The sequence below is a fragment of the Nostoc edaphicum CCNP1411 genome (assembly GCF_014023275.1).
GTDB lineage: Bacteria > Cyanobacteriota > Cyanobacteriia > Cyanobacteriales > Nostocaceae > Nostoc > Nostoc edaphicum_A.
Window position 1 is genome coordinate 820,164 of the sequence record NZ_CP054698.1, and the last position, 24,162, is coordinate 844,325.

At 42.4% G+C, this 24,162-nt stretch carries 12 protein-coding genes; 6 read left to right on the plus strand and 6 right to left on the minus strand.

Features of this window, described 5'->3' with window-relative positions:
* Positions 1–566 precede the first annotated feature (566 nt).
* Complete coding sequence (locus HUN01_RS06205; protein WP_181930534.1) at positions 567–4,778, plus strand: FG-GAP-like repeat-containing protein; 4,212 nt, start codon at positions 567–569, stop codon at positions 4,776–4,778.
* Positions 4,779–5,338: 560 nt separating this feature from the next.
* On the opposite strand, the gene HUN01_RS06210 is transcribed toward HUN01_RS06205, so the two are convergent.
* Complete coding sequence (locus HUN01_RS06210) at positions 5,339–11,125, minus strand: HAMP domain-containing protein (protein WP_181930535.1); 5,787 nt, start codon at positions 11,123–11,125, stop codon at positions 5,339–5,341.
* A 404-nt stretch (positions 11,126–11,529) separates the two neighbouring features.
* On the opposite strand from HUN01_RS06210, the gene HUN01_RS06215 reads away from it, so the two are divergent.
* Positions 11,530–12,213, plus strand: coding sequence for a Uma2 family endonuclease (locus tag HUN01_RS06215; RefSeq protein ID WP_181930536.1), 684 nt, complete (start codon positions 11,530–11,532; stop codon positions 12,211–12,213).
* A 258-nt stretch (positions 12,214–12,471) separates the two neighbouring features.
* Here the strand turns inward: HUN01_RS06215 and HUN01_RS06220 are convergent, their stop codons facing one another.
* Positions 12,472–12,684 (minus strand): hypothetical protein, encoded by a 213-nt coding sequence (locus HUN01_RS06220; RefSeq protein ID WP_238846021.1) that lies wholly within the window; start codon positions 12,682–12,684, stop codon positions 12,472–12,474.
* A 126-nt stretch (positions 12,685–12,810) separates the two neighbouring features.
* Here HUN01_RS06220 and HUN01_RS06225 point away from each other — a divergent pair, with 126 nt between their 5' ends.
* Complete coding sequence (locus HUN01_RS06225) at positions 12,811–14,322, plus strand: glycosyltransferase family 39 protein (RefSeq protein WP_181930537.1); 1,512 nt, start codon at positions 12,811–12,813, stop codon at positions 14,320–14,322.
* A 332-nt stretch (positions 14,323–14,654) separates the two neighbouring features.
* Here HUN01_RS06225 and HUN01_RS35980 read toward each other — a convergent pair whose 3' ends face one another.
* Positions 14,655–14,786, minus strand: a complete 132-nt coding sequence (locus tag HUN01_RS35980) for a type II toxin-antitoxin system HicB family antitoxin (RefSeq protein WP_181930538.1) — start codon at positions 14,784–14,786, stop codon at positions 14,655–14,657.
* 33 nt (positions 14,787–14,819) lie between these two features.
* A complete protein-coding gene (gene bchH, locus HUN01_RS06235; protein ID WP_181930539.1) occupies positions 14,820–18,566 on the minus strand; it encodes a magnesium chelatase subunit H in 3,747 nt (1,248 codons plus the stop codon).
* Positions 18,567–19,561: 995 nt separating this feature from the next.
* Here bchH and HUN01_RS06240 point away from each other — a divergent pair.
* A complete protein-coding gene (locus HUN01_RS06240; protein WP_181930540.1) occupies positions 19,562–20,503 on the plus strand; it encodes an N-acetylmuramoyl-L-alanine amidase in 942 nt (313 codons plus the stop codon).
* Positions 20,504–20,596: 93 nt separating this feature from the next.
* On the opposite strand, the gene HUN01_RS06245 is transcribed toward HUN01_RS06240, so the two are convergent.
* Positions 20,597–21,181, minus strand: coding sequence for an LURP-one-related family protein (locus tag HUN01_RS06245; RefSeq protein ID WP_181930541.1), 585 nt, complete (start codon positions 21,179–21,181; stop codon positions 20,597–20,599).
* 335 nt (positions 21,182–21,516) lie between these two features.
* Here HUN01_RS06245 and HUN01_RS06250 point away from each other — a divergent pair, with 335 nt between their 5' ends.
* Positions 21,517–22,173, plus strand: coding sequence for a hypothetical protein (locus HUN01_RS06250; protein WP_181930542.1), 657 nt, complete (start codon positions 21,517–21,519; stop codon positions 22,171–22,173).
* Between the two features lie 49 nt (positions 22,174–22,222).
* Positions 22,223–22,642 carry a hypothetical protein gene (locus HUN01_RS06255; protein ID WP_181930543.1) on the plus strand — a complete coding sequence of 140 codons (420 nt, stop codon included), beginning with the start codon at positions 22,223–22,225 and terminating at the stop codon, positions 22,640–22,642.
* Between the two features lie 299 nt (positions 22,643–22,941).
* Here the strand turns inward: HUN01_RS06255 and cas6 are convergent, their stop codons facing one another.
* Positions 22,942–24,084 carry a CRISPR-associated endoribonuclease Cas6 gene (gene cas6 / locus HUN01_RS06260; RefSeq protein WP_181930544.1) on the minus strand — a complete coding sequence of 381 codons (1,143 nt, stop codon included), beginning with the start codon at positions 24,082–24,084 and terminating at the stop codon, positions 22,942–22,944.
* Positions 24,085–24,162 lie beyond the last annotated feature (78 nt).

Consider the following 24,162-nt stretch of genomic DNA (forward strand, 5'->3'; position numbering starts at 1 on the left):
ATTTCCCTTTCCCCCCGCCCCTTATCCCCAGAGGGGGCCCCACCTTTCCCTTTCCCCCTTAACCGACAAGTATTGGTACAGTAAGACGCTAATAAAACAACTTTAGCCGATTGAGCTAAATCAATTGGCTTTATCAATTTTTTATATTAATAAAATTACATAAACAGCTTTTAAAAATTTTAATTTTAGGGATTTGACTGCTAAAAAGTTTATCCTACAAGACGTTGATTAATTTAGATATGGAAATTAAAAGTATTTAAATTTCTAACTAAACTCTAAAATTTAATTTTTAGGATATTTGAGCGATCGCAGTAATAATACAGTAGAAAATATAGTATTTTTAGCGTAATTTTGTACTTACTTATCATCTTGCTTTTTGACCTCAAAACAAACATTATAACTACCGATTCAATTTAGGTACGGAAGCGGGTATTTAGCGGCTGTGTGACTAATCTCGGCTCCCTACTCCCTACTCCGTATTTTCAAGGTGGATCTAATTAATCAGAGTGCAACTGCCAGAAAACAAAACTTCTAAAACGCAAATTAATTTTACTGAGGAATTACAAATGTCAAATCAAAATATTATTTTTATTGATCAAGCAGTTATCGACTACGAAAGCTTGATTGCTGGCATCCAACCAGGCACTAGTGTAGTAATCCTTGACTCCGCTAGGGATGGGGTAGAACAAATCACTCAAGCTTTGCAAGGTGGCAAATACCAATCAGTTCAAATTATCTCCCACGGCAATAGCGGAAGTTTGCAATTAGGGGCAACCTTACTCAATGTCAACAATTTGAACTCCTACACCAATCAATTGCAGCAGTGGAAAAATTATTTAACTGAGGATTCCGACATTCTGCTTTATGGTTGCAATGTGGCATCTTTCGATCAAACTTTTTTGCAGCTTTTGAGCCAAATCACAGGCGCAGATGTGGCAGCTTCGGATGATATTACAGGTAATGCCGAGTTGGGAGGCGACTGGGATTTAGAAGTGAAGATTGGAGAAATTGAGTCAGATTTAGCCTTGGCATCAAAGGTCGTGATGGCTTACGACTCAATTTTAGCCTCCAACACAGCACCAATACTAAACAACACCGGTAATCCCAGACTGGCTGCCATTGCTCAAGACGTAACTGATATCAATAACTCAGGCACTTTAATTTCCGCCATCCTTTCTAGAGGTGCAGGTGGCGACCCCATTACCGATGCTGACACAGGTGCAGTAGAAGGAATTGCCGTCATTGGTGTAGATAATACCAACGGTACTTGGCAATACTCCATAAATGACGGTGGCAACTGGATTAATTTGGTTGTATCCGATACTTCTGCTACATTGCTCAGAGATACAGAAAAAATTCGTTTTGTCCCCAACTCTGGCTACAAGGGCACAGCGGAATTCGCTTTTCGCGCTTGGGATACCTCAGACGGCAACATTAATGGTGCTACTAACATAGTCACTGGCGCTGGTGGAGGTACAACAGCTTACAGTAGTGATACGGAGATTGCTAGCATTTCGATTATACATAACACTTTTAATGTGGGATTAAGACCCTACTCTATTGTTGTTGGCGACTTTGACAAAGATGGTAATACCGATTTGGTAACGGCAAACAAGTCCTCCAGCACCGTTTCGGTACTTTTGGGAAATGGTAATGGCACTTTTAAGTCTGCTAGCAACTTTAGTACGGTGGGGTTCAATGGCTTAAGTCCTTCTTCTGTCGCTGTAGCTGACTTCAACAAAGATGGGAAATTGGATCTGGTAACGGCAAATAATCTGTCGAATAACATTTCAGTACTGCTTGGCAAGGGCGATGGCAGCTTTCAAGCTGCTGTAAATTTTGCTTTGGATTCAGCCTCAGCACCGATATCTATTGTAGTGGGGGACTTCAACGACGATGGAAAATCTGACATAGTAACGGTAAACAACGCTTCCCAAAATATTTCACTGCTGTTGGGAAATGGTACTGGTGGTTTTGCAACTGCCAAAAACTTTAAAGTTCCCAGTCGTCCCACTTCCGTCACAGTAGGCGATTTCAACAAGGATGGAAAATCTGATCTAGCGGTGACGAGTTCTTACTTCAACAACGTCTCAGTGCTGTTGGGTAACGGTGATGGCACTTTTAACTCAGCTACCCAATTTGATGTCGGAGCAAATCCCAATTCCGTCGTTGTAGGCGATTTCAATAAAGACAACAAATTGGATTTGGCAGTGGCAAATTATGACTCTAACAATATCTCTATTCTGTTGGGTAATGGGGCTGGCAGCTTTGGAATTGCCACTAACTTTGATGTAGGGTTAAATCCTGCATCCGTTACAGTGATTGACTTCGATAATGATGGTAACTCTGACCTAGCAGTGGCAAATGCAGGCTCAGACACGGTTTCAGTGCTGCTGGGAGATGGCAATGGTGGCTTTGGAATTGCCACGAACTTTGCCGTGGGGACAAAACCCTATTCTCTCACCGTAAGCGATTTCAACAAGGATGGTAAATCTGACTTGGTAGTGGCAAACAGCGAATCTAAAAACGTTTCGCTGGTAAACGCTGATGATGAAACTTATGAACCTGTTCCCCCTCAACCGATACTTATCAACGAAATTCTGTTTGATCCTCCAAGTGCAGATACCTCGAAAGAATATATCGAACTGCGTGGTACTCCCGGTGCGATTCTAGCACCTGGAACTTATTTAGTTGGGATTGAGGGTGATTCCACTACTAACCCCGGCAATGTTCAAGATATTTTTGATTTGTCTGGTAAGCAGTTTGGTAGCAATGGATTGCTAGTTCTGTTGCAAAAAGGCAATAGTTATGCAGTTAACCCCAATACAAATGTAGTAACTAATACTGGAACTGGAGCCGGATGGGGAAGTGGAACCTCAAGTTCACTCGGTCACATTGGTCAAGCGAATGCAACTGACATCGAAAATGGGTCTGTTAATTTCTTTCTGATTCAAACTACTACTGCACCAAACCTAACCAATGATATTGACTCGGATAACAATGGTATTGCGGATGGTGCTATTTACTCAAATTGGACTGTGCTGGATTCAGTTTCGGTTTTAGATGGGGATGCTACAGACATAGCATACGGCTCGATTGTATTTAGAAAAGGTTCTGTCGGTTCAGTTCCAACGAATGCCGCAGTTATTGACACCTCATTTATTACTGGATATGTAGGACGTTCAGGTGACACTACTGGTTCAACAGCTTCGGATTGGGTAGCAAGTCTAATCACTGGCACAGCACCAAATTTTTCATTAGGTAATGCTGCTAACACTTTACCTGGAAACTTTGCTAGTCAGCCATTAAATCACATAGGGGATACTAACTTTGCTCCTTCTACTAATATCAATTACGACATTTCAACTGCTAGCCAAACTGTGACTGAGGGTAATAGTGGTAGCCAAACTATTACTTTCACAGTGACTCGTAGTGGCGATACTGCCGTTGCCAGTACCATAAATTATGCTTTCGATGGCACGGCAACTTTTGGCAGTGATTACAACGCCATTAAGGTTGCAGGTGTAACAAGTACTATATCTGGAGTTGTAATTTTTGCTGCTGGAGAAACAACAAAGAGTATTACATTAAACGTTCTGGGTGAAAAGGTGACTGAAGTTGATGAAACCATTAATCTGACGTTGAGTCACCCCAACCAGCAAGATCCTATTACCAATCCAGCTTCAGTTACTATAGTTAACGATGACAATCCGCCCACTATCTCCATCGCAAATAAAAGTGGTAGCGAAAGCATTGGTAACTTCTCTTTTACTGTCCAACTCTCCAACGCAAGTACTGATGTAATCACAGTCGATTACAACACTAGTAATGATACTGCGATCGCTGGCGTTGATTACACCCCACTCACAGGAACCCTCACTTTTAACCCTGGAGTTACTACTCAAACAATCACGATACCGATTCTCGATGATTTAGTTGCCGAATCCAGTGAGCGCTTTTTTGTCAATCTCACAAACCCCACCAATGCCACCATTAGTGATAGCCAAGCTATTGGTACTATTTCTGACAACGATATAGCAGGTGTTACTATCTCTCCTACAACTGGGCTAGTAACTACCGAAGCTGGTGGCACAGCTAACTTCAGTATTCAACTCGATAGCCAACCCACTGCTGATGTCACCTTCAATTTGAGTAGTTCCAAGGTGAGTGAAGGTACTGTTTCAGTTTCTAGCGTGATATTTACCGCAGCTAACTGGAATACGCCCCAAATCATCACGGTTACAGGTGTTGATGATGGCATTGCAGATGACAATATTACTTACCAAATTATTACTGCCAAAGCAGTTAGTAGTGATACCAAATATAACAACATTATCAATCCTGATGATATTGATGTCGTTAACATTAAAAATGGTAATCAAATTAATAGCATTATCACTGGTACATCTAAGCCTGATAACCCTATACAGGGAACTAGCTCAGACGACCTGATTTTTGGTTTTGCTGGTAATGATGTGATTGTCGGCGGGCTAGGAAACGATCGCATTTATGGTGGTTTTGGTACTGATAATCTTACAGGTGGTGCAGGTAATGATATCTTTGTGATTGTCAAAGGTGAAGGTAGAGATACTATCAAAGATTTCAACATTAATGAAGATTTGATTTCTTTATCAGGTGGTTTAACCTACTCAGGTTTGTCTATTACTCAAAGTGGCAATGATACCTTGATTAAGGTTACTGCTGGTAGCACTAATTTTGCTTTGTTAACTGGAATTATGGCATCAACTTTAAACGCTAGTCATTTCATTACTGAGTAACACAGGATTCAATACTTGTCGGGTTTTGGGGAAAAGGGGAAGGAAAAACCTTTAATACCAATTCTCTGTGAAGCTGCATATTATTTTGACCCCTCCCAACCTCACCCCTACCAACGTGAGTTCGATGAACCTCTCCCTCCCAGCCTCCCTCTCCGAAACGGAAAGGGAGGAGCAAGAAAAATTCCGCTTTTTGCTCCCCTCTCCGCGTCGGAGAGGGGCTGGGGGAGAGGTAAAATAAGACTCTTGTCGAACTCACGTCTACCAAGGCTACGGTGTACACACAAGTCTGAAATCGCTGATTAATCAAGGTTTTACCCCACCCTAACCCTCCCCTTGCAAAGGGGAGGGAACTAGATTTTCTATTTCCCCCCTTTGCAAGGGGGGATTAAGGGGGGTAATTAGACTTGTTTGTACATGTCAGGCGGTGGGGTTCTTTCTATGCGTCTTCATAAAGAATTGGTTTAACCCTTCCCCTTTAACCTTTTTTCCAAACCAAATTCCAGTTTAAAATCCAAAACCTGAACCGTATTGGAAATGAAAGTAAGGTTTTCTAGATCAAATTAACGGTATAGCCAAACACGCAATAGAGACAGCAATTGCTCGGTATCTACGGGTTTGGTGATGTAATCTGATGCACCTGCTTCTATACACTTCTCGCGATCGCCTTGCATGGCTTTAGCGGTCAGTGCAATAATCGGCAAAGATTTAAATTGATCGTTTTGGCGGATTAAGCGTGTTGTTTCGTAACCATCCATTTCTGGCATCATTACGTCCATCAAAATGACATCAATATCTGGTGTATTTTGTAACAGAGTGATTCCCTCTCTGCCATTTTCAGCATATAAAACCTGTATTTGATAACGCTCTAGCATACTAGTAAGGGCGAAAATATTACGCATATCGTCGTCTACAATTAGCGCTTTTTTGCCTGTGAGTAAGTAGTCTTGTGAATGCAGTTGTTCGAGTATTTGTCGCTTGGGTGCTGGTAAATTTGCTTGGACTCGATGTAAAAATAATGCTGTTTCATCAAGGAGACGTTCGGGCGATCGCACATCTTTAATAATGATTGTCTCTGCAATCCGTCTGAGTTCCGTTTCTTGAGTTTTGCTAATTTCTCTACCTGTGTAGACAATAATTGGCAAAGTTTTGCCGTTAGGTAGAAGTTTTATCTGCTCGATCAGTTCAAACCCGGTCATGTCTGGTAGCCCTAAGTCGAGGACAAGGCAATCAAAATGCTGTGAGCGGATGGCTTCTAATGCTGCTGCACCAGTGGCAACTGCAATGGTCGAAACATCGCTGTTGCCAATTAACTCAACAATACTCAGCCGTTGAGTGTCGTCGTCTTCCACTACCAATAAATTTTTCACCTGGCGCTCAACGAAACCTTTAATTTTGCTCAACGCCTCGGATATTGTCTCGCTGGTTAAGGGCTTTTGCAGATATGCGATCGCACCTAGTTGTAAACCGCGTTGTCTGCCTTCCTCTACGGTCATGATATGTACGGGAATGTGGCGGGTATTTGGGTCATGTTTTAGACGATCCAATACCGTCCAACCATCCATTTCTGGCAACCGGATATCTAGCAAAACGGCTGAAGGCTGGAATTGCTGCGCTAACATCAAACCTGTACTGCCGGTTTGGGCTGTTATCACCTTAAATCCATGCTGTTGCGCCATCTCTAGAAGGATACGCGCAAAATTCACGTCATCTTCGACAATTAGTAAGACGCGATCGCCTCTTTCTATAGTAGTGCGATCGTCACTAATTAGTGCTGAGTGCTGAGTGCTTAGTGCTGAGTGGGGAGTGGGGAGTGGGGGGTGGGGAGCGGGGAGTAGGGAGTAGGGAGTGAGGAGTGCCGATCTAGACTCAGCAATCGATTGTGGTAAATAGAATGTAAAGGTGCTACCTTCACCTGGTTGACTGATTAGTTTAATTTCACCGCCGAAGAGACGGGCGATTTCGCGGCTAATTGATAAGCCTAATCCGGTGCCGCCATATCTGCGACTGGTAGAGCCATCGGCTTGCTGGAATGCCTCAAAAATCACTTTTTGTTTGTCGGGGGCAATGCCAATACCTGTATCGCTGACTGAGAAGGCAATCACCATCTGGGCGCGATTTAAGGTTTGATGGTCGTTGCTCCAGCCTAGCTTGGCCACCGCAATCCGTAAGCGTACTTCTCCTTGCTCTGTAAATTTAAAAGCGTTGGAGAGGAGATTTTTCAACACCTGTTGTATACGTTTGACATCTGTATAAATGCTGTTTGGCAATTCGGGAGTAAATTCAATTGCGAAAGCAAGTCCTTTACTCTGAGCTATTTCTCGGAAGGTACGCTCAATCTGCTCACCCAACTCTGCCAATGGCATTTGAGTCATGTCAATGGACATCGTTCCAGATTCGATTTTGGCGAGATCCAAAATGTCATTAATTAACGTCAACAAGTCAGTACCGGCTGAGTAAATTGTTTGGCTGTATTCGACTTGCTTGGCGGTGAGGTTGCGATCGATGTTATCTGTTAACAGCTTGGCCAAAATCAACAAGCTGTTGAGCGGTGTCCGTAATTCATGGGACATATTGGCGAGAAATTCTGACTTGTATTTTGAAGAAAGGGCGAGTTGTTCCGCCTTATCTTCTAAAGACAGTCTTGATTGTTCAATTTCACGATTTTTGCGCTCGACTTCTTTCTTTTGTTGAGCTAACAATTCTGCCTTTTCTTCTAATTCGGCGTTGGTTTGTTGCAGTTCCTCTTGCTGTCCTTTGAGTAAATCTTCGGAGGCTTTGAGTGATTGGGCTTGTTGTTCTAAACGCTGGTTGGTTTCTCGGAGTTCGCTTTGTTGGGTTTGTAGTTCTTCGGCTAAAGATTGCGATTGCTTGAGTAATTCTTCCGTTCGCATCGATGCTGCGATCGTGTTGAGGACGATCGCTATACTTTCGGTAAGTTGGTCGAAGAATGTCAGATGTATTTCGCTAAAGCGGCGAAAGGAGGCTAATTCAATCACTGCTGTCACCTGTCCTTCAAACAGTACAGGTAACACCACGGCATTGAGAGGCGTAGCTTCTCCTAAACCAGAGCCAATTTTGACATAATCGTTCGGTACTTCCGTTAGCAGAATTCGCTCTTTTTCTAAAGCGCATTGTCCCACCAAACCTTCACCCAATTGGAAGCGGTTAGCTAGATGTCTGCGTTCGCGGTAAGCGTAGCTACTAATTAGTTTCAAATACGCGATATTTTCCCCAGACTCCATAAGGAAAAATACGCCGTGTTGCGCTCCTACCAAAGGTGCTAGTTCTGAGAGAATTAATTTAGATACAGTTTCCAAGTCTCGCTGACCTTGGAGCATTCGGGTAAACTTGGCTAAGTTAGTTTTCAACCAGTCTTGTTCGGTGTTTTTCTGCGTTGTCTCCCGCAGGTTGGCAATCATTTGGTTGATGTTGTCTTTAAGTATTGCTACTTCCCCTAATGCTTCGACGGCAATTGAACGAGTTAAATCACCTTTAGTTACAGCTGTAGCAACTTCTGCGATCGCTCTTAACTGAGTTGTCAGTGTCGCAGCAAGTTCATTTACATTATCTGTCAAATCTTTCCAAGTTCCAGCTGCCCCCGGTACTCTAGCTTGTCCACCCAACTTCCCTTCAATTCCCACTTCCCGCGCCACTGTGGTTACTTGATTGGCAAAGGTTGCTAGGGTATCAATCATCTCGTTGATTGTCTCTGCTAAGGTTTCAATTTCTCCCTTGGCATCTAGCATCAGTTTCCGTTTCAAGTCACCGTTAGCAACGGCTGTCACCACTCTGGCAATACCGCGTACTTGGGCTGTTAAGTTCCCCGCCATCGAGTTAACGTTATCTGTTAAATCTTTCCAAGTCCCCGCAACACCTTGGACTTGCGCTTGTCCGCCCAATTTCCCTTCAGTTCCTACTTCCCGCGCCACCCGCGTCACTTCACTGGCAAAGGAACTGAGTTGATCTACCATCGTGTTGGTGGTGTTCTTCAAATCCAAAATTTCGCCTTTGGCATCGACGGTAATTTTCTTGGAAAGGTCACCATTTGCTACTGCTTTCGTAACTTCGGCGATGTTGCGAACTTGTCCGGTGAGGTTCCCCGCCATTGAGTTCACGTTATCTGTTAAATCTTTCCAGGTTCCAGCAACTCCTCTGACGTAAGCTTGCACGCCCAATTTACCTTCCGTTCCCACCTCACGGGCAACTCTGGTAACTTCCGATGCAAAGGAATTTAGCTGATCCACCATTGTATTAATGGTGTTTTTGAGTTCCTGAATTTCACCTTTGACATCGACGGTGATTTTTTTAGATAAGTCGCCGTTTGCTACGGCTGTGGTAACTTCGGCAATGTTCCGCACTTGCGCTGTCAAGCTTCCCGCCATGAAGTTTACACTGTCGGTTAAATCTTTCCAAGTGCCGGCTACACCTTTAACTTCTGCTTGTACGCCCAGTTTACCTTCAGTTCCCACCTCACGAGCAACTCGCGTCACTTCACTTGCAAAGGAATTGAGTTGATCTACCATCGTGTTGACGGTGTTTTTCAACTCTAAAATTTCACCTTTGACATCAACGGAGATTTTTTTAGATAAGTCGCCATTAGCTACGGCGGTGGTAACGGCGGCAATGTTTCGCACCTGTGCCGTCAAGCTTCCCGCCATAAAATTCACGCTATCAGTCAAATCTTTCCAAGTACCAGCCACGCCGCGCACATCTGCTTGAACACCCAATTTACCCTCACTTCCCACCTCCCGCGCCACCCTTGTGACTTCACTTGCAAAGGAGTTGAGTTGATCCACCATAATATTGATGGTATTTTTGAGTTCGAGAATTTCGCCTTTGACAGCAACAGTAATTTTCTTGGATAAGTCACCATTGGCGATCGCAGTTGCAACTTCGGCAATGTTTCGTACTTGATCGGTGAGGTTCCCGGCCATTGAGTTTACATTGTCGGTCAAGTCTTTCCAAGTGCCAGCCACTCCACGCACTTCTGCTTGCACACCCAGTTTGCCTTCAGTTCCTACTTCCCGCGCCACCCGCGTTACTTCACTAGCAAAGGAACTAAGTTGATCCACCATTGTGTTGATGGTGTTTTTCAACTCCAAAATTTCGCCTTTGACATCAACGGTAATTTTCTTGGATAAATCGCCATTTGCCACAGCAGTAGTCACTTCGGCAATATTCCGCACCTGTGCCGTTAAACTTCCCGCCATAAAGTTTACGCTGTCGGTCAAGTCTTTCCAAGTGCCGGCTACACCTTTGACTTCTGCTTGAACGCCCAGTTTACCTTCACTTCCCACTTCACGGGCAACCCGCGTTACTTCACTAGCAAAAGAACTGAGTTGATCCACCATAATATTGATGGTGTTCTTGAGTTCGAGAATTTCACCTCTGACATCGACAGTGATTTTTTTCGATAGATCACCATTGGCGATCGCAGTGGCAACTTCGGCGATGTTGCGAACTTGTCCGGTGAGATTACCCGCCATTAAGTTCACATTGTCTGTTAAATCTTTCCAAGTACCCGCCACTCCCCGCACTTCTGCTTGGACGCCCAACTTCCCTTCAGTTCCCACCTCACGGGCAACTCTTGTCACTTCTGATGCAAAAGAATTCAGTTGATCCACCATCGTGTTGACAGTGTTCTTGAGTTCCAGAATTTCGCCTTTCACATCGACAGTGATTTTTTTTGATAGATCGCCATTTGCGATCGCGGTAGCAACTTCGGCGATGTTACGAACTTGACCAGTGAGATTACCCGCCATCAAGTTTACGTTATCAGTTAAATCTTTCCAAGTACCCGCCACACCTTGCACTTCAGCTTGGACACCTAACTTCCCTTCAGTTCCCACCTCACGGGCAACCCTGGTAACTTCCGATGCAAAGGAACCGAGGCGATCTACCATCGTGTTGACAATCTTAGCAGTTTGGAGAAATTCACCTTGGAGGGGTCTACCGTCAATTTCTGTTGCGATCGTTTGGGATAAGTCACCATTGGCGACTGACCGAATTACACGAGTAGTTTCAGCAGTTGGTTGAACTAAATCTGTAATCAGAGTATTGACAGAAGCAACACAATCTGACCAAGAACCACGAACATCTCCGAGAGAGGCGCGATCGGCAATTTTGCCTTCTTTGCCGACAACATTACCAATCCGTTGTAGTTCGGCCGCCATTCGCTCATTTTGATCAATAATATCATTGAGCGTATCAGCGATTTTTCCCGCCACACCAGTATGATCTATGGGCATCCGAGCCGAGAAGTCACCCTGTTTAACAGCATTCAGCGTTCTTAATAGCTGATTTAAATCTAGATTGTCGCTGTCTTTAGTTAACTGTTCGGTTGCCATAGCCTTATCCTTAATCTTGAATCTTGAGAAATTTTTTGTATTTTTTGTATCCCGTACCTAGTGAGATAACTTTTAGGTAATGCGGATGAAAATAGAGAGTAGGGAATAGAAAGTGAATTAAACTAATTTTTATGGATGCGAGTGTAAGCAGTTGATAAAGACTGCAAACTAAATGGTATTGCCGTCGTATCTGACATACCACTTAGCTAATGATAGCTAGTTGGCCTATGTTATGCAGCATCAATTGTCGGCGAATACAGCATCGCACAGTAAAACACAAGATGACAATTAACATTACGTTTTTTGATTTTTGGAATTTGAGGAAAGCAGCAAATCAACAAATTCTAACTGATAACTGAGGTTTGCTAAAGTCAGAAATATCCGGCAACTCAAAGGATTGGCAAATGGTTAGAGAGTACTCAGCCCAGAGACATCTGCCTCCGCTTGAAAGTGGCGATCGCCTAACTCGCCCTGAATTTGAACGGCGTTATGCGGCTGCACCCCAGATCAAGAAAGCAGAACTGATTGAAGGAATCGTTTATGTGGCATCTCCCTTTAGACATGAGCAACATGGCAAACCCCACAGTCGGGTGATAACTTGGTTAGGAGTCTACCAATCACTGACTCCTGGCGTTGACTTAAGCGTTGAACCAACCGTCAGACTAGATTTAGACAATGAACCCCAGCCAGATGTAGTGCTGTTTATTGAACCAGATTCAGGCGGACAAACCCGTTTGAGCCGCGACGGTTACATTGAAGGATCTCCCGAATTGATTGTTGAAATTGCTGCGAGTAGCGTGGCGATCGATACAGGCAGCAAAAAGCAGGTTTATCGCCGTAATGGGGTGTTGGAGTACGTAATCTGGCAATCTTACGAGAATAAAATTGAATGGTTTTGCCTAATTGATGGCGACTATCAATTGCTATCTCCCGGTGCAGATGGAATTATTCGCTCTCAGGTGTTTCCGGGTTTGTGGTTAGCGGTGGAGGCGCTGTTAAACAATCAGATGGTGCGAGTGTTAGAGGTGGTGCAAGCGGGGTTGAAGTCACCGGAACATAATGCATTTGTGCAGCAGTTGAAGAAATAAACAAGTCTGAAATAGTTTACTTCCCTGGTTTTTTGCGTTAGTTTTACCCCACCCTAACCCTCCCCTTGCAAAGGGGAGGGAACTAGATTTCTATTTCCCCCCTTTGCAAGGGGGGATAAAGGGGGGTAATTTGCCTTATACACCGTAGCCTTAAAAAAGAGGAACTAGTGCCCCCTTTTTAAGAGGTTGGGGGATCTCAAACCACGATAAATTGAGTGTTTGAGCTTAAGTTGACAATAAACCCCAATTGGATTTTACTCAATTCGCGATCGCACCCGACACCCCATTCATAGATCCATTTGCAGAAGAAAGCTTCACAGAATCAGCTGCTAAAGAATCGCTGAGTTTGGAACTGCCTAGTACGCTTCGCTTCTTCTTGGTATTACCCCGTCGCGCACCACCCGCCATCTCGTATTCTGGGCTGGTTTTACCGTAACGGCTGCCAACTCCTAGTAACATTTTTTCTGACATAGCCTTATTAAAGCTAGATTTTAAATGTAAAAAATAACAAATCAAGTTTAGCTTGTTTTAATAAAACGATTTAGAGTAATTAATTGGCTTGACAATATTATATTTATTCAATAGGAGTAAATTTTCATGATTAATCTTTCTAAATTAAGTAAAATTGACTTTCTGGTTTTAATTTCTGTTGTCATAATTGGTTTGATACATTTACCTTTTCCATTTTCAGGAGATCAAGCACTATTTACAATAGGTGCTTTGGAGATGCAACAAGGAAAGGTACTCTATCGGGATTTTTGGGATTTAAAGCAACCTGGAATTTATTACTTTTATTTTTTAGCAGGAAATTTGTTTGGTTTCAATGAGATTGGCGTCCATATATTTGAACTTATTTATATGGTGTTTTTCTCCATAATATTGCAACTAACTTTAAAAACTTATTTTCAGCATCGGATAATCGCAAGCTTAGTACCTTTATTAACGGTTAGTGCTTACTATATTTCTTCATATCATCGGCAATTTACTCAAGTAGAAGGACTAGTTGGTTTTCCTTTATTTATATGCCTTTGGCTGACTTATCAATCTTTTAATCATGAAGGCAAGCCGAGATTTATTCAACTTTTAATATCAGGCTTTATGGGTGGGATTGTCCTGATATTTAAATTAATATTTCTGCCTATTTTGCTTGCTTTCTGGCTAACTATCTTACTCCATTCGGTATTAATCAAACATCAAAAATTTCAAAAAATCTTTATTGAAATTTGCGTACCAATTTTTCTAGGACTTATTTTTCCTATTCTAGTTGTTGTCAGCTACTTTGCTGGAGTTAATAGTTTATCAATTGTATATAAAACATTTTTTGTATATCCCAGGCAAGTGGTTGCTGATGGCACTTTTAATATATCTAAGTTAGTTTTTGGAACAGCATGGTTCTTAAAAAATTTTGTCACTCTAGTTTTAATTGCTATTGTTGCAGTAAATGTATCCTTGCGTCAGGGTAAGAATTTATTGACTTTGCTACTTGTTGTTTGGTTTGTTTTAGGGTTGGGTATGATTGTTCTACAAGCCAGATCACTATGGAGTTACCATTATTTACTGTTATTTGTACCTACAGGTATTTTAGCAACTAAAGGTTTAGATATATTATGGCAGCCTTTCAAAGAATTGAGTTCACGACGAATTAAGGTTCTGGTGTCATTTTTATTTTTATTACCTTTATTATTAAATTTCCAATTCAAGAGTGTGGCTCTAGTTAAGAATAATTTTGCTTTAACTGAAGAGACACGATTTAAATATCAGACTGTATTTAGAGAAGACTATACATTGCTTCGTTCCGAGATTAGCTTTCTCTCTCAACCAGGAAATTTACCTGGTGAGATTTTTGTTGCTGGTGACCCGTCTATTTACTACTTATCTGGTCGTACTCAAGCAACATCATTAAATGGATGGTCACTTGAATTATTTCTATCTGAGCAATGGCCACAACTTCTACAGGAGTTAGATTTATCCAAGCCTCCTTATATATTTATTAGTGATAACGATGAGAGTCGCATTAAAAAAGGGTTTCCTAAGATTCTAGAATTAATTGAGAAAAGATATCATATTTTATCCAAAAGTAATGATGGTATTTGGTATATTTTAAATTGATAAGAGGATGTTTGAAATGTCTTCTTGTCGGTATCAAAAATTTTAGACCCCCCTAAATTATCGGATAAAAAGGAGACTTTGATTCTGGTTCCCCCCTTAAAAAGGCTACGGTGTACACACAAGTATTGAAAATTAGCTTCACAGCCTTTAGATCCCCCCAACCCCCCTTTTTAAGGGGGGCAAAAAATTCTCAAAGTTCCCCTTTTTAAGCGGGATTTAGGGGGATCTAAAAGTGCCTAAACTCACAGCGAAACACTTTTCAAATAACCTCTAAGACGTAGACGTAGGTTGGGTTACGCAAAGCCTCCACCCAACCTACAATTTTTTTGCAACTAGGACTCTGCGAGTTCCCGGTTTGATATTAAAATCAACTCTATCGCTTCCCGTAGACTTTCTCTAGCTTCTTCCAGAGTTCTTTCTTGGACATTTGCACTGGGTAACTCTTGGACGTAGCCGATAGACATCAAATGCTGACGTACACTAACATACCCAACTCACTAAACCGTCACACCTTCCAACTCCTCATCTGTTAACTCATATAATTGGCGCAACTTATCTAACTTATCAGTATCAGCTTCCCAGAAACCCCGCCCATGCGCCTCCAACATTCTCCCTAAAATATTGCGAAAAGCTTCCGGATTTGCCTTGCGTAATTTATCCGCCATTTCTGCATCTAACGCATAAGTATCAGCCGCTTGGTCATAAACCCAATCATCGGTAAAATCGGCAGTACCACCCCAACCAATTAACGCTGTCATCCGTTGGGAAATTTCAAATGCACCACCAGAACCTTGATTGGCCATCGCTTGCGCCCATTTGGGATTTACCAATTTGGTGCGATACTCCATTCGTAGCAAATCATCTAAATTGCGGGGTGTAGTATCTTTCGAGAAACTTTCCACAAAACTGGTTGTAACCTTCTTACCGCTTTGTTTTTCTGCCGCCTTTTTCAAACCGCCGGTGTTGGCGTAATATTCTTGAATATCCGTTAAACCATATTCTACCGAATCGATTTCTTGAACAATGCGATCGCTAGTTTTTAACAACGTATTCAAAACTTCCGGTCTAGCTTGACCTTTATCTTCTCTCCCATAGCTGAATACATTGCGACTTTGCCAAGTATTCCCCAACTCCTCACCAGATTCCCAGTTACCATCCACAACCCGATCATTTACCAAAGAACCAAAATCACCCGCCGGGTTAGAAAACAATCTCGCTGATGCATTTTCCACACCTTGGGCTTTTAAAGCCAAAGCGTGTTTCCTAATAAAATTCTGATCTTCCGATTCATCAACATCAGTCGCCCGTTGAAATAAATCATCCAACAATTCGATGATATTTACAAAACTATCCCGGAAAATCCCAGATAAATTACCCAACACATCAATACGGGGATGTCCAACTTCTATCAACGGTTTCAATTCATAACGAACAATTCTGCCAGTTCCTTCCTTAATAGGTTCAGCCCCCACCAATTCCAGCAGAATACCCAGAGATTCACCCTTAGTTTTAATTGCATCTAATCCCCATAACATCACCGCCACCGTTTCTGGATATTTATCATGTTCATCCAAATGCTGGGCGATAATTTTTTGAGCAATTTCTCGTCCGCGTTGGTATGCAGCAGGTGAAGGCATCCGATAAGGATCTAAAGCATGAATATTTCTCCCCGTAGGTAACACACCAGCCCCATCCCGCAACAAATCCCCACCAGGCGCAGGTGGAATATATTCCCCATTCAAACCCCTTAATAAATTCGTTAATTCATCCGTAGATTGCATTAACAAATCTTTTATTAGTCTTTCCTCTTGTTCTCTTTCTTCAGGTATTCCTTTCTCATCCCCAAAATAAGCCTCCAAATACGACGCCAATTCCTCCTCATTTGGTGCTTCTCCCAAAATATGCAACCCAGAAGAAAACAACCGATTTTCTAAAACTTGTAAATACTCATACAACTCCACTAAATAATCATCAAAAGCATGACTACTAAACATCCGAACATTTTCGGGAGTAAAGGCTATACCTAATTTTTTCGCATCTTCAAACGGACAATCTGCATCTAAACCAGAGTCCACAATTTTTTTACAAATCCCTTCCTTAAGCACATAATTCTTTTGCGGATCTTCGCGATACTCCGAGATTAAATCCCGCAATGACACCAATTCTTTATATAAACCTGCACGACCATAAGGCGGTACATTATGAGAAATCAACACACCATAACCACGACGTTTTGCCAACATGGACTCAGAGGGATTATTTGCTGCATATATATATAGATTAGGCAAATTTCCTAACAGAATATCCGACCAAGAATAACCAGTATTACCCAAAGGAGAACCAGGCAACCATTCCACTGTTCCATGCATCCCAAAGTGAACTAGAGCATCAGCTTGAAACTCATTTTGCAGCCATTTATAATAAGCAACATATTGCGGATGGGGCGTTAAATCTCGTTCAAACATTAAGCGCATGGGGTCGCCTTGTATCCCCAAAGGTGGTTGTACTCCTATCCACACATTTCCTAATTGCACACCGCCAATCTGAAATTCATCGCCATAAGTTTTAATTCCGGTTCCCGTGAGAGATTTCCATTGTTTTTCGATGCGAGATGTTTGCAGATATCCCAGCCATTTTTCTAATGTGCGAACATTTACACTATTTGTGGGGTGGGCATCTTGCCCGCCATTATCTAGGGGCAGGCGAGACGACTGCCCCACAAGAGGATTAGCTTCATCCGCTTCTTTCACCCAGCGAATCAATTCTTCTCCATCTTCCGGTAAATCCCCCACGGTATAACCTTGTTCTTTGAGTGCGTGGAGAAACTTCAGCAGACTACGCGGTACATTTAATAATGCAGCTGTGCCCACAGCGCCATAACCTGGAGGAAACCCATATAAAATTATGGCAATCTTGCGTTCTGATGCAGGTTTTTGCCGCAAAGACACCCAAGTTTTCACCCTACCAATTAATCGCTGCACTCGTTCGGGAACCAGATAAATATTTTCGCCCACCAAACCACCGAGGGGAACGGTATCAATCGCCCCATCCAATTCTGGTAACGCGTACAACACCACACTTTGCAATCCGCCAACACCTTGGCGTGTCCACGAGGAAATATCTTGAATTAATAGAGGTGCTGCAACAATATAAGGTACATTCTTGGCTGTGAGGATGCGCTTTGCTACTTCTACCTGACGCCCTGCTTCCATTGAACCAGCCGGGCCACCCACTAAAGGAAAGCCAATTGTGGAAACGATCGCATCTACTTTTACTGCTTCACTAGAAAGTGAGGCTGTCTCGATATTACCTAGTTGTCGTTGCTGAATTTCATAGTCGGTTGTCATCAAATCTCGTACCGCCACGTGTCCTTCTACGCCGTTGATGAAGATGGGTAAAGGAGTTAAGCCGGCTTTTTCAAAACTGCGAATTAGTTGCGGAATGTAGGGTTGTTTGGTGATGACGTGTTTTCGGTAGAGGAGAATTCCGATAACTGGGGAGTGGGGAGTGGGGAGTGGGGAATGGGAATTAGTCATGTTCTCTATTCCCCACTCCCTATTCCCCATTCCCTTCTTCTGATACCATTCCAAATAGTCGCGGGGGGATTCAAAAAAACCTGGATAGTCGGGGTGGAGTAATCCGATGTTGGGGGTTTCAATTAGCGGGGGAATGTCGCCGACTTTTAAATCTAAGTATTTTTCTGCCAGTGTCCAGAATAATGAAGCGACGTTTTCTGGGCCGCCAGCATTCCAGTAACCATAGATAATTAACCAGTTGCGTAAGTCTTGGACTTTTTGCACTGGGACATATTTCAGTAGTTTGGGGCCAATTTTTAAGAAGCTGATGTAACCAGCGAGTTTGTCTTCTTCTCGTCCGTTGCTAAATTTGTCGAGGATGAATTTAACTGGTTTGGGCATTCCTTTGGGTTTGTCGCCAATGGCAAAGTCACCCAGCTTGGTTAAACTCATCAATTCCAAGGCTGACTCAAAGACTAGGCGGATGGGAATTTTGGAAATGCGATCGCGCAGCCACACAACCTGGTCATAATCAAATAGGAGGCTGCCGAAAAACACATCAGCGCCATCAAGTGCTGCTTCTACCTCGGTGCGTTTGTTGGTAAGATCGCGATCGCTAAATACCCGAATATCCAACTCCAGACAGCGAGAGTTAGCCAAAAAGGCTGCTTTTCTATACAAGTCAGCGTTGAACGATTCAAACCCAGCAACCAAGACGATGCGTTTCATGCCTGTAAACTACGAAATATTTCTTTACTTAAATTTTAAACGTGCTTTCAGGCTGATTGTTAAATATCTACCCACAGATTCCGGTCATTAGTTCCTTGAAGGAGTTAGGGCTTCACTATCACCAAAGCCTTTGGGATATTTTGATAAAAGTTGTGATGTGTTTAAGCTAAATCTGATTTATTAATGAAATTATCCAGTAACTTCACAAAATTTAAAGATCCCATATTTAGCCTCATTTATTAAGCAGTCTATTTAATTGATCTCCCGCAAGTGTATAGAAGCGATCGCGTATTCGTTAATACTATGAAGAGTGCTGAGTTCCAAGTGCTGTACATGGATAGCGGGGCGTTGAGCCAGTGCTGAGTTGAAAGACCGCCCACCAAAAGCGAGTATCAACCTTCTCTCTATAAGAAGATTCCACCCACACTCTTGCGGGGCTTTTACGCCCTGTGCGAAAGTACTAAGTACTTCTTAAATTTACTCAGCACTCAGCACTCAGCACTCAGCACTGAGTGTGTAAAGTATTATGTGTTAAGCTGCTCAGGGTTAACAGGAAGCCAAGGATAAATTCTGTAAAGGGTTTACGACTCTATAAGCCCAGATTCATATCAGAAAACATGTTCGGTTTAGGGATTTGGGCATCCAACTAGGTACATTTGTCATAGCTTTCTACTTTTATAAAGAGTTATTATCTGAATAATGGAGGCAATTGCAGCATTTCAATTTATTGCAAAAATTAACTGGTTATTCCCGATATTGATAAATTACAATGGTTGTGTTTTATGTGGCAATACACTTTGAATTAGTGAATATTACCACATAAAATTTGCTGTTCAAGTTCGCACAAAAACTTATTTTGTTTACTAGCGTAGTAATGCTGAAAATAATGCAAGCGTTGCTAACAAGTACTTCAATAAATTTATTAACAAAACTTTGTCTCTATAATTGTAAAAGTTTTGACCTAGCGTAAAAATAAGTAAGTTGAGGATGAAATCATGAAATTTGGAATTGATAGTGGGCACAATTGTCCACCAGACACAGGAGCTAGAGGAATCAAAGTTGAGGATAATTTAACTCTAGATGTAGGTAATAGAGTTATAGCTAAGTTAAGAGCTTTAGGACATGAAGTCGTAGTATGTAAACCAAGTAGTGCTAGAACAGTAACCGAATCACTATCAAAAAGATGTTCTACAGCTAATGCCAGTAGAGTAGATATTTACGTCTCGATTCATTTTAATGCTTTTAACAGACAAGCCAATGGCACAGAAGTATTTGCAACTAGCGAAAATGGGAGAAAAATCGCTAAACCTGTATTAGATGAAATCGTCAAGTTGGGATTTTTTAATCGCGGTGTTAAGAGTGGTTCCCACTTGTATGTCCTGAAAAATACAAATATGCCTGCGATTCTTGTAGAATGTTGCTTCATTGATTCGCAAAAAGATATGAATCTTTTTAATCCAGAAACAATGGCCAATGCAATTGTTAAAGGCTTAACTGGTAAACTGCCAAGTGCTCCTGTTCCCCCTGTGCAAGATGAAGAAGATAATGTAGATGAAACTATTCTCAGACTGCAAAAAGCCTTAAATAGATTCAAAATAAGTGATAGAAATGGTAAGGTTTTAGTAGAAGATGGCTTCATTGGGGCTAACACAAAATCCGCCACAGAAAAATTTCAGACTATTGTTGGAGTTCAGCCAACTGGAGTTGCTGATACAGTTACATGGAATGCTATCAATCTAATTTTGGCAAAGCGAATTATTCGACCAAACCATGCCGGTGGTGCAGTTGTCAGATACTTGCAATACCGTTTAGGAGTTGATAATGATGGCGTCTATGGGCCGCAAACAGAGGTTGCAGTTAAGAACTTTCAGAAGCAAAATGGTTTAGATGCCGATGGTATTATCGGGCCTGCTAGCTGGCAGAAATTAATTGGTTAGACTAAAGCTGTTTGAAATGTAAAGCGTAAACTACCACCACTGACCTGAGTAGAGGTTCAGTGGTGTGCCTTCATGCTTCAGCTTTTAGTCGGATTAGCCACGGTTTCGTTCTAGCAGTAGCATCATCAGCAAGCTTAACAAAATTTGCTGCTCCTGGCGATCGCTGAGTTGATCCACAGCTTTGATGATAAATTTTCTGGAGAGGAAAGTGGGGATTTTTTCCAAACGCATCACAATCGTGCCATCAGCTCGGCTAACCAGGTAGACTGGGTTAAAAACATAACCAGTGAACATACCCACAATGGGGATTTCTGCAAAGAGAGCATCAGCAATTTTCACCCACGGATTTTTCTCCTGGATGTTCAAAACAGTCGTGTCACCATCAAAAATGTCATAACGCGCACGCCAAAGAGATTTTAATCCGCGTCGTTTTACTGAACCAATGTAAGTACCGTTGCTATCGGTAAAGTTATAGCGTGCCGAGAAGTCAATAATGCGATCTGCTTTGATGTAGTATATAGGAAGACTTTGTTCAGCATCAGCAAAAATTGTAATTGCTTCCTTGAGCTTGAAGAGTTTCTGTTTGACATAGAAAGCCAAATTCCCTTGAGCATCAACAACAGATATTTGTGGTGCTAAAGCCCAGAATTTAAAGGTTAGCTCCAGAGGATACTGCATAATTTTGGTTAAAACATGAAAATTATCATCCTATTAATCCCAATTCTAGGCAAAAAGTAACATTAATCCCAATACAGTTCAGATAAGACCAAAACACTTGTAGAGACGGCGATTTATCGCGTCTTGTAGAGACGGCAATTTATCGCGTCTCGAAAACCCACAATTTTGTACAATTAGCCCTTAACCCAAGCATATTGACATTGATCCTGGTGACTGCTAGCAGCAGTTAAAAAATTTTGGTCAAGGATGCATAAACAAATAAAGGTCAACCTATTAGGTAAGTGAAGAGGTTAAAACCCAAAACACACTAACACTTAAACATTAGGAAAATGACCATGAAATTCCGTCACTTAACTAGTTCTTTGCTAACAGCTACCGCACTTCTAACTATTACACTACCAGCTTTCGCCGGCCCTTTTGATGTTAAGTCAACTGGTATCTTCAAACCGGCTACTATTACGCCCGGAGCCGCTGTAGGGAATGTAATTCCTAGGACTCCAACTCCTGGCTCACCTAGCAATCCAGTTGGTAATACTGAAATTCAAGGATTAGGCGACCATCAATCTTGGGTTGACCCGAAAACACTAGCAAATGACCCCCGCGCTTTGTGCAGTGATGTTGGCTTGGGTAATAGCACCCGCAGCAGTTCTAGCAAACTTGCCTTGGTAAACTCTAGCAATACTCGTTCCAGTTCTGCCGAAAGCCACAATGACGGTGGTGGTGGAGGTTTTAGCTTTTTGGGTATTGGTGCTAGCGGTAGTGGTTCTAGCCAAGGTAGTAAAAATAATAGTAATTCCCGCGATCAAAGCAGCAACCGCACAGAGGAAAATAGTAGTAGTTCTTCAACAGTTGTTCAAGGTAGGAATTGCGATGCTTTTGTTAACTCCGCCGCTGCTAGAGATATGAATTACGAAGATAACCTCACCCAGCGCTATGAAATAAAAACTGGTCGTCGCGGACAGCAAGTCAATCAATTGTTGGAAAATAAATAAGAGTCAAAGGACAACAAACAATTGCTTTCTTTAGCCGTTAGGAGAAACTATGAAAAACAGGCTAAGAGGGAAAATTATTATCCTGACTACAACCATGTTTTTGTCCATAACATCTTTTGCAAGCGCACAAACTGCCAATCCTTATCGCACAATTCGTGAGTCTCAAATCCTTCCCTATTTGCTAGATAATCCCAATGAAAACTCATTGGTAAGAGTGCGTTGTCTTGCCATAGATAGAAAACGACAAAGTATTAGAGATAGCATCCTGCAACCTACTCCTAGCGATCGCAATCACACTGTTATCATTGAAGTAGAGGGAAGTTGTCGCAATTTCAGGATTCGCTCTCAAAACGACTCAGATTTTTCTGATGTCCCCGCCTATCATCCCTACTTAGATGATAATCATGCTGACTTTGACGACTCTTGGCTAACCCGTAAAGGTTCTGGATGGTATTGGCTATTACGTTAGTTCCCTTGACCTAAAATAATTAAAAGAGATAACCAGGGCGTAGGAAGTCACCTATGCTGTTGACAGGAATATGTTCAACTTAACCAGATTAACGTTTGATAAGTATCAATCGCATTTGGTCATAGGTAATTTCCTATCGCTCTGGTGCTTTTTTGGCGGTGAAGTTTCGCCAAAAGTATAAAAGTAAAGGGCTTTTCAAGCCTATAACAATCATTACTGCTTTATTGTATAAATGGGCACATTTTTGCTTGGCTTATTCAACGGAAATTTATATTCTTCTCAATCACAACTAATCCTCTTCATTGATTGACATTATCCTTGAGCGCCCGCCGGGCTAACTTTACGTAAGTTTTCACAGTAGCATAGGGCATCTCTAAATCTTGGGATATAACCTGCAATGATTCTCCCATCTCTCTGCGTGCTAGGATAGTTGCCCAAGTAGAAGCAATTTTATCAGTGCGATCGCCTCCTGTGCGTTTTCGTTGTGCGGTGAATACCGCTGTCAACTCATCAATGCGTTCTCCCAGTAGATTTGTTAGCACCTGAGTCGGTAAGTTTACCACTGGTTCCACCCAATCTAAGCGAGTTTGTCCCAGTCCAAAAGTAGTTTTGTGTCCGGTACCGCAATAGGGAGCCAGTCGAGCCAAAGCATAAAACAACTCGGTAAACTCAGAGTTCGCCAAAGCCGCCTTACTCAAACTACAAGACATTGCCCCTGTGAACCCAGTCACTGAACCTCGCTTGCCAGCCGCTACCTTCACCGACTCCAAGCGATGCTGATGGATAATTACCCCTTCATCTATCCAATCGAGAAAAGCTTCTTGTGCGATTGGGATTCCTGAAAAGTCATTCCAGCGACGCAGATAGCTGTGAAAGAGATTTACTGGCACCGGCAGGGGGAAATGATGACCCTTGCGGCGAAAGCTGGTAGGCGAGACAAAGCTGAAGTTGACGTTAGAGGGTTTCTCTGGCTGTGACTGCAATAATTGCGCGTAGGTAGTGGGTGGATGGGCGATACTCACCTGTTTTATTTGCAGGGGAGCACCTCTTAAGTCCAGAATTTGGGGCAGTTGGGTTAACCATTGTTTGAGAAACTGCACCACTCTTGGAGACAAAGCATTAACGTGCCAGCGGTAAATTTGCTTGGCTTCCAATTGCAGTTGTCTTCCACTGGCGAGGAGTTGACCTTCTAGCGCCGAAATATTGAAGGGCTTTTCTGACTCTCCGTCATGGAGATATGCAGAAAGTTCTGGGTTGAATTGCCTTACTTGGTCAAGAAACCAGGCATGGAGTCCAATTGTGTACTGGGAGTAGAGGGAAGTGGAAGTGGTTGGCTCAAGTTCAAACACCAATCCCACCAGTTCAGTGTCATCTGCCCATGTGGGAAGAGACTCTGGCTGTGTCTTGGTTTTGCGCCTAGTGGATATAGCTGCTTTTGGCATCGCTGATTGCTATGCAAATGATGTCAAATATTGTATCAACTTCCATCCCCTTTAGGGGAAGAAGATGCGTTAATCTAA